This window comes from uncultured Campylobacter sp., assembly GCF_938040115.1.
Lineage (GTDB): Bacteria > Campylobacterota > Campylobacteria > Campylobacterales > Campylobacteraceae > Campylobacter_A.
In genome coordinates this window covers 1-6388 of the sequence record NZ_CALHXD010000055.1, presented here as the reverse complement: position 1 = coordinate 6388, position 6388 = coordinate 1, and the positions used below count along the sequence as shown (strand labels likewise).

General features: G+C 43.3%; 6 protein-coding genes and 1 pseudogene. 5 read left to right on the top strand and 2 right to left on the bottom strand.

All coding sequences use genetic code 11. The features are described 5' to 3' along the window. Positions 1–191 precede the first annotated feature (191 nt). From Q0314_RS02190 to Q0314_RS02175, 4 genes are all read left to right on the top strand, one after another. The gene (locus tag Q0314_RS02190) at positions 192–449 is read left to right on the top strand and encodes a SemiSWEET family transporter (protein ID WP_002951935.1); all 258 of its coding nucleotides are present in this window, start codon (positions 192–194) and stop codon (positions 447–449) included. Positions 450–530: 81 nt separating this feature from the next. After that, positions 531–953 (top strand): hypothetical protein, encoded by a 423-nt coding sequence (locus tag Q0314_RS02185; protein WP_298056033.1) that lies wholly within the window; start codon positions 531–533, stop codon positions 951–953. 1 nt (position 954) lies between these two features. Next, positions 955–1677, top strand: a complete 723-nt coding sequence (locus tag Q0314_RS02180; protein WP_298056030.1) for an OmpA family protein — start codon at positions 955–957, stop codon at positions 1675–1677. Beyond that, positions 1674–2165: a tetratricopeptide repeat protein gene (locus tag Q0314_RS02175; protein ID WP_298056028.1), complete on the top strand. Its 492-nt coding sequence runs from the start codon at positions 1674–1676 to the stop codon at positions 2163–2165. The genes Q0314_RS02180 and Q0314_RS02175 overlap by 4 nt, the downstream gene beginning before the upstream one ends. 85 nt (positions 2166–2250) lie before the next feature. Here Q0314_RS02175 and leuC read toward each other — a convergent pair whose 3' ends face one another. Together leuC and Q0314_RS02165 are read right to left on the bottom strand one after the other, a co-directional pair. Then, the gene (gene leuC, locus Q0314_RS02170; protein WP_298056025.1) at positions 2251–3525 is read right to left on the bottom strand and encodes a 3-isopropylmalate dehydratase large subunit; all 1275 of its coding nucleotides are present in this window, start codon (positions 3523–3525) and stop codon (positions 2251–2253) included. Positions 3526–3902: 377 nt separating this feature from the next. After that, positions 3903–6023, bottom strand: a complete 2121-nt coding sequence (locus tag Q0314_RS02165; protein ID WP_298056022.1) for a TonB-dependent receptor — start codon at positions 6021–6023, stop codon at positions 3903–3905. Between the two features lie 86 nt (positions 6024–6109). Here Q0314_RS02165 and Q0314_RS02160 point away from each other — a divergent pair. Beyond that, positions 6110–6388, top strand: a pseudogene (locus Q0314_RS02160) (hypothetical protein); the annotation flags it as partial.

Genomic DNA, 6388 nt, shown 5'->3' with positions numbered 1-6388 from the left:
ATTTTTCGCGCCCCAGTGCCATTTTGCCTTGTCGTAGGTCACGTAAGCCATTTTGCTCTCCTTTAAATTAGGCTGCATTTTACTAAATCTGACCTAGCTTGGCGATTAAAACGCGACGGCGGGCAAGATAAAATTTCGCGTCGTCGCACGAAAAAGTAGTATAATGCGGATTTTATTTCAAAGGAGAAAAAATGAGCGAGAAAAACTTGCAAATTTTAGGCTGGATAGGCACGTGCCTGTCGGTCATTATGTATATTTCTTATATCCCGCAGATAATGGGCAACCTTGAGGGCAACAAAACGCCTTTTATCCAGCCTCTAGCCGCAGCGATAAACTGCACGATCTGGACTAGCTACGGTCTGCTAAAAGCCAAAAGAGACTATCCGCTAGCGGCTGCGAATTTGCCCGGCATCATCTTTGGTCTTTTGGCGACGATAACGGCGTTTTAAGGGATAAATTTAAAAATAAATTTATAAAATATTTAAGTATGTTGATGCTAGAATATTAAACAAAAAATATAGGATTTTGTTTTGGGCGACTTTATTTATTCTCTATTTTCAAATATGCACATTACGATCGGCGTTGGTATTATTTTTGTGTTTTTTATTTTTTTTCTAATAAATTTGATAAAAAGCAAAAGACTACATAGCCAAAGTTCGGATATTTTAATCACTATAGGTATAGGCTTCACTTTTTTGGGTATATTTTTGGGCTTGATTGATTTTGATGCTAATGATGTTGAAAGCAGTATCCCTAAACTCATAAACGGTATCAAAACAGCCTTTAGTATATCTATTTTTGCTATTTTTGGGTCACTGTTTTTAAAGCTGATTGATATTTTCTTTTTTAGAGCCATAAACAAAGAAGATAAAAGCGAAGAATTTAATCCGGCCGAGCTTATAAAAAATCAAGAAGAAATCATAAATTTACTTAAAAAAATTAGCGAAAAATAAAATGAGTCTTTTTAAGAAAACCGGCAAAAATAGTTACTGGATAGCATTGAGCGATATCATGACAGCTTTGATGCTTGTGTTTTTGCTACTGTTTTCTTTATATATGTTAAAGGTAAATGAAAATTCTAAGGTTGTAAATTTACAAGAACAGTTAGAAAAGAGTCAGGCTATACCAAAGAACTATAAAGAGCTAAGACTAAATTTGACAGCATTATTGAGAGAAGAATTTAAAGACGATTTATCCAAATTTAATGCAGTTATCGAGGATGATCTTACTATTAGATTTAATAAGCCGGAAATTCTTTTTAAAACAGGTGAGGCAGAGTTATCAAAAGATTTTGAAAAAATTTTGGATAACTTTTTTCCTAGATATTTAAAAATAATAACAGATAAAAATATTATAGATAATATCGACGAAATACGAATAGAGGGTCATACTAGCTCTGTTTGGAATGATGCAAGCGCGGATGATGCATATCTAAAAAATATGGCTTTATCCTCTAAAAGAGCACAGTCTGTTTTGGAATATATATTAAGGCATTCAAAAGAAGGTGATTTTTTAAAAAAGCATTTTAGGGCCATAGGTTTTGCGTCTGCTAAAACACTTGATGATAATTCAAATTTAACCTCAAAAAGCGGTTTAAAAGAGAATTATTTAAATTCACAAAGGGTTGAATTTAGAGTCATAACAAATATTGAAGATAAATTAAAGGATCAAAAATGAAAAAAATTTATTTTGTTATATTATGCGTGTCCTGTTTTTGTTTTGCCAATGAGTATGATATGGTTCAAGCTGCGTTAAAAAACAAAGACTACGAAAAGGCCGAAAAAATTCTTGATAAAGAGTGCGGGCAAAATAGGGCATGGGCTTGTAATCAGCTAGCTTTTTTATATGCAAAAGGCAATCTAAAAATTCTAAGCTTATTTGAAAGTAGTAAAAAGGCAAAGGAGCTTTATCAAAAAGCTTGTGACGGCGGTAATGCGAATGGTTGCGCCGGTCTTGGCGAGATGTTTTTTAGAGAACAGAACTATGCAAAAGCGCATGAGTTTTATCAAAAAGCTTGTGACGACGATGACGGATATGGTTGCGGTCGCCTTGCCTCATTGTACTATAAGGGGTTGGGCATAGAAAAAGATAAAGCAAAAGCAAAAGAACTCAATAAGAAAGCTTGCGATCTAGGGAATGAGTTCTCTTGTAAATTTGCAAAATAATTTGAAGTAGTAAGCCTAATAACTTGCGCCTTTTAAGAAGGAAGGCTTTATAATAGTCCTTCCCCTTTTTTGAAATTTTATAAAACTACAAATCCCTTGGGTCGGCGATCTTGCCCACCACCGCACTCGCCGCAGCTACGGCCGAGTTAGCCAGATACACCTCGCTCGTGCGATCGCCCATGCGGCCGACGAAGTTCCTGTTTGTCGTGCTCACGCAGCGCTCACCTACGCCCAAAATCCCCATATATCCACCCAAGCATGCGCCACACGTTGGATTTGAGACGACCGCGCCCGCTTCCGCGAAAATATCCATTAGTCCCTCTTTTTGCGCTTGCAGGGCAATCTTTTGCGTCGCAGGCGTGATGATGAGGCGGGTTTTGCGCGCTACTTTGCGACCTTTTAGGATTTCAGCCGCGATGCGTAGATCGCTTAGCCTACCGTTCGTGCAGCTGCCGATAAACGCCTGATCGATAGCGATGTCGTCTTTCACCGCTTCGCGCACGCTCTTGCCGTTGCTAGGCAAAAACGGATAGGCGATCACGGGATCGAGATTAGTAACATCGATCTCTAAAATTTGCTCGTAGTTTGCGCCCTCGTCGGAGTAGTGCAGCTTCGGCTCGGCGCGTAAATTTTTACCTTTTAAAAACTCTTTCGTGGTTTCATCGACCGCGATGATGCCGCTTTTGCCGCCGGCCTCGATAGCCATGTTGCACATGCTAAATCGCCCGTCCATATCGAGGTTCTCTATCGTCTCGCCCGTAAACTCCAGCGCCTTATACAGCGCGCCGTCTACGCCGATGCGGCGGATGATTTCTAGGATGAGGTCCTTGCCGTAGACGTGGCGGTCAAGTTTGCCGCGAAAGATCACTTTGATAGTCGGCGGCACCTTAAACCAGTTTTTACCCGTTATCATCGCGTAGGCTAGGTCGGTGCTGCCCATGCCCGTGGCAAAGGCTCCCAGCGCGCCGTGCGTACAGGTGTGGCTATCGGCGCCGATGATGACGTCGCCAGGGACTACGAGGCCCTTTTCGGGCAAAAGCGCGTGCTCGATACCCATATCTTTTTCGTCAAAATAGTTTTTTAGATCGTGTTTATAGGCAAATTCGCGGCTTATTTTGGCTTGGTTGGCGCTTAGGATGTCTTTGGCGGGGATGTAGTGGTCCATCACGACGCTAAAGCCGTCAGGATTAGCGAGCTTCGTCGCGCCGCTGCGCTCAAACTGCTTGATGGAGATCGGAGTCGTGATGTCGTTGCCGATGACCATGTCGATGTCGCTCTCGATGATCTCGCCCGCGAAAACCTCGCGCCCTACGTGCTCGCTGAAAATCTTTTCGGTGATGGTTTGCTTTGAGTTTTGCATAAATTTCCTTTTTTTGCGGATGCCGCGCGTTTTTAAAATTTAGCGATTTTAGCGAAAAATGGATAAAAAGAGATTGAGATTAAAATTTGAGCGTTGCAAATACGAATTTGGCTTGGATAAAATAGCATAATACGTCGCGGGTTTAAAGCTAAATTTGATGCTTTCAGGATTCGGGTTCGGGCGAGTCAAATTTGAAGCCAAATTTGTAAATTTAACCAAATTTAATTCCAAATTTGAACGCAAGAAGCTAAGGTGAAGTATTTTTTCGCTAGACAAGGCGGAATTTAAATTTTAAGCGTAGGCTAGACGAATGGTCTGCCGAGCTTAAAATTTAAATTTCAACGCCGTATAGCGAGAAAAGACAAGCCGCTTAAATTTTAAAATTTAACGCTAGCAGTCAGCATAAACTGCCTCGCATACCCCGGCTGTATCGGTATGATATTAGCCTGCGTGCCGGTCGACGAGGACGTATAGTAGAGCTTGTCGGTCAAGTTTTTGACGTTAAAGGCGAAATTCGTCTCGTAGCCCGCGATCTTGGTATCGTAGCTGATAAAGGCGTCGTAAACGACCGCGTCGTCCATCTTAAAGCCCGTTCCCGCCGGCACGGCCGGTAGATTTGTCCTCATGTAGTAGGTGTACCATGAACCAAAATACCTCGCTCCGCCGCCGATCCTTAGGCCTTTTGCGCCTAGGTGGCTAAAGTCGTAGTTGGCAAAGAGGCTGGCTTGGTGCTTTGGCGTGGCTTCTAGCGGTTTGCCCACTAGCACGGCAAACGCGCCGCTATCCTTGCGCACCTGAGTCTTTGTGTATGCGTAGCTGGCGCCCACGCTTAGCCCTTGCGTCACGCGGCCGTTAAAGTCAAACTCAAATCCTCTCGAGCGCGCCTCGCCCACGGGCGTACTTACGCTATTTACGGTGCGCATGATGTTTTTCTTATCGATGTTAAAGACCGCCGCGCTAGCCGTTATGCTATCGTTTTGAAATTTAGTTCCCAGCTCTATGCTTTTGCCTTCTTCGGGCTTTATGTCGCCGATGTCGTCGCCGCTGATCGCCATTTGCGGATTAAAGCTTTGCGCGTAGTTGGCGTAAACCGACCACTCGGGCGTTAGCAGGTATAAAAGCCCCGTCTGCCACGTAAATTTGCCGTCTTGCTGATCGGTGGTGTTTGGTCCGCTAGTAGTGCCGCGAGCTACTTGGTCGTAGTATTCATACCTAGTTCCTAAAGAGTAGATTAAGTTTTCAGTTAAATTTATGCTATCTTGTGCGTAAAATCCGATAGTTTTTAGCTTTTGGTACTGGATGCTTGACTCCCTGGCAGTTGGTAGTCCTACTCTTCCATAGATAGGATGATATATGTTTATGCTTAAGTGGTTACCCGTATCTTTTAGGCCACCTGGTCTATAGCGGTAGTATTCCTTTGCGTCGATGCCAAAGAGTAAATTATGCTCTATCTCACCAGTTTTAACGTAGCCGTTTAAATTTAACGATCCAGCATGCGTGCGATGGATAAATCCGTCGTAATATTCGTTTCGCCTAGTCGCCATGCCGGTGTTTAAATTTACGTTCATTAGCCTGATGTGACCGTATTCGTGCTTTGAGCGGGAAAACGCGTAAGCGCCGCGCAGTAGCCAGTTTTCGCCGAGATTTTTCTCAAAATTTACATCTAGCGTGTCAAGCTTTGTTTTTAGCTTATTAAATGGCTCGTCAAGGCGTCTTTTCTTATCTATCGGCAGTAGCTTGCCAGTGCTTGGAATGAGATACATGCCTCGGTCGATCGGATCGGTCGAGCGTGTGTGCGCATAAGCCAAATTTATGCGGTAATCATCGCCTTTATACGAAAGTGAGGGTGCAAAGAGAACATTTTTATATTCGCCAAACTCTCTCCAGTAGTCCTTTTGCATAGTATCAAATATAAATCTATACGCAAATCCACTCTCCGCAATAGGCCCCGTGGCATCAAAGCCTGTATTCCAGTAGTTGCGGTTGCCGATGCCCGCCCAAATTTCGTTTGCAAAGTTGTATTTTGGCTTTTTGGTTACCATATTTATGATGCCGCCGGGCTCTTGCGCACCGTAGAGCAGGCTAGCCGGGCCTTTTAGCACCTCGACGCTTTCTACGGTTTTGTTAAAGCTATGCATGACGCTAGCGGGCACGCCGTTTCGCATGATCGAGCCGTCGCGTCCGCCGCCAAAGCCTCTCTTTATGATCGAGTCAAAGATGCCGCCCGTGGTGTTTCCATAGCTAACTCCGCTCACGTTTTGAAGGCTCTCGGCTAGAGTCTCGGGTTTTTTATCCTTTAGCTGCTGCTGGGTTACGACGTTTACCGTCTGCGGGATCTCTAAGATAGGCGTATTCGTTTTGCCTACTTCGCTGGTTTTGGCACGGTATCCGTCGTCCGCGCTCTCGCTAATCTCGACGCCTTGCAATGCTACGTCGGCGGCGAAAATTTGAGTTAAAAGCAGCGACGAGGCCGCTAAACTTAGGCTAAATTTGTTCATTTATTTTTTCTCCGTTTTAAAATGCATTATCATTATATTATTCTTGCGCTTAAAATTTGGTCGTATTTTAGGCTATAATTTCGGCTATGAAATACGCAAATTTAAAACAAATCAAATCTTTTTTAGGCAAATTTAAAAAAATAACCGCAATCAGACGCGCGGGCGATATGGCGATATTTATAGAATTTGACGGCGAGCTCGGGTTGTTTTTTGATCTTAGTAAGGCCGACTCCGCGATCTACGCAAATCCTGATTTTTTAAACGTAAAAGAGTACAAAGCGCCCTTTGACGTCGCGCTTAAAAAGAGGTTCTGGGGGGCGAAAATTTTAAATTTGAGCGTGCCCGAGGGAAATAGAATTTTAAAG

Excerpts from the sequence above, each read along its gene's own strand:
- Q0314_RS02190 (WP_002951935.1), top strand. The coding sequence starts at position 192 with ATGAGCGAGAAAAACTTGCAAATTTTAGGCTGGATAGGCACGTGCCTG.
- Q0314_RS02180 (WP_298056030.1), top strand. The coding sequence starts at position 955 with ATGAGTCTTTTTAAGAAAACCGGCAAAAATAGTTACTGGATAGCATTG.
- Q0314_RS02175 (WP_298056028.1), top strand. The coding sequence starts at position 1,674 with ATGAAAAAAATTTATTTTGTTATATTATGCGTGTCCTGTTTTTGTTTT.
- leuC (WP_298056025.1), bottom strand. The coding sequence starts at position 3,525 with ATGCAAAACTCAAAGCAAACCATCACCGAAAAGATTTTCAGCGAGCAC.
- Q0314_RS02165 (WP_298056022.1), bottom strand. The coding sequence starts at position 6,023 with ATGAACAAATTTAGCCTAAGTTTAGCGGCCTCGTCGCTGCTTTTAACT.